The organism is Flavobacterium sp. UBA4854, assembly GCF_002399805.1.
Taxonomy (GTDB): Bacteria; Bacteroidota; Bacteroidia; order Flavobacteriales; family Flavobacteriaceae; genus Flavobacterium; species Flavobacterium ginsengisoli.
This window is the reverse complement of sequence record NZ_DHEI01000043.1, coordinates 16,041-17,255: the sequence shown is the minus strand read 5'-3', so window position 1 is coordinate 17,255 and position 1,215 is coordinate 16,041. Positions and strand designations below refer to the sequence as shown.

Below are 1,215 nucleotides of genomic sequence, written 5' to 3'. Positions count from 1 at the left end.
AAGAAAGTTTGCTTTTGAGCTGTTTCTTCATAAGCTCTTGTTAAATATGCAAATCCTAAATAACTGTTTGCTGCACCGCTTGTTGCGCGTCCTGTTTTATCTGCTGATTGTTTTGCTGGTAAAACATCGGCTACAGCTTTAAACTCGTTTATAATAAAATCCCAAACTTCTGCACGTGTTGACAAAGGAATATTCAAATCGCTTTCTTTAGTAACATATTTATTTCTAATATAGATTTGATTCCAGTTAAGAATAAGTTTCATATGATAGTAAGCACGTAAAAAACGAGCTTCGGCTTCAATTTGTTTGCGGTCTGCATCAGTTATTTTATCTGAAGGAACCTGTGGCAATTTGTCAATAACCTGATTGGCATTACTGATTCCTCTATAATTAATTTTCCAATAACTAGTAAACTGGCTGTTTCCGTTGGTGTATGTAAAAGTCGAAAGTTCTACCCAGTTTTGGTAATTCAATGCATCGCTTCCTAGTTCGTTTATGTCTTCACGATAAGCCTCAACTGGCCATTTTACTTCGGCAAAAGCCCATTCATCAACCGCACATTCTAACTGAGAATAAGTAGCTGCTAAAGCTGATTCGGCGTCAGCTTTATTTCTCCAGAAATTATCTGATGTAAGCTGATCAGGCGATTGCTGATCCAGATAATCATCACAACTTGCAAAAGTGAATAAACCTATAGTGGATAATATTAAAAATATCTTTTTCATGATAGTGTCTTATTAAATAGAATTAAAATATATACTGAATACCAGAAACAAATGATCTTGTAAATGGATAAACAAAACGGTCTACACCAGTATCAATTACTGAAGCTCGTGAGAATTCAGGATCGATACCTGAGTAATTGGTGATAGTAAACAAGTTCTCGGCGCTTATATAAATTCTAAGTTTATCAATTTTTGCTTTGCCTAACATTTTGCTTGGAATAGTATACCCAAGTTGCAATTGGCGCATTCTGATGAAGTCTCCGCTTTCAAGAAAACGATCTGATTCACGACTGTTTCCGTTAGGATCTTGCAATACGGCACGTGGTATATTACTATGATTTTCTGGTGTCCATGAATTAAGCGTAGAAGCCAGCATATTTGTTCCTGAATTCATAGACTCATAGAAATATCTGTTTCCGTTATATAATTTATTGCCCCAACCGCTTCCTATCAAAGCAGAAAAATCAAATCCTTTGTAACTTGCACCTAA

General features: G+C 35.6%; 1 protein-coding gene and 1 pseudogene. Both read right to left on the bottom strand.

What is annotated here, in order from left to right; translation table 11 throughout:
- Window positions 1-725: RagB/SusD family nutrient uptake outer membrane protein (locus B3J44_RS06135; RefSeq protein WP_286966837.1), on the bottom strand; the 725-nt coding region annotated here is incomplete at its 3' end.
- Window positions 726-747: 22 nt separating this feature from the next.
- Window positions 748-1,215, bottom strand: a pseudogene (locus B3J44_RS06130) (SusC/RagA family TonB-linked outer membrane protein); the annotation flags it as partial.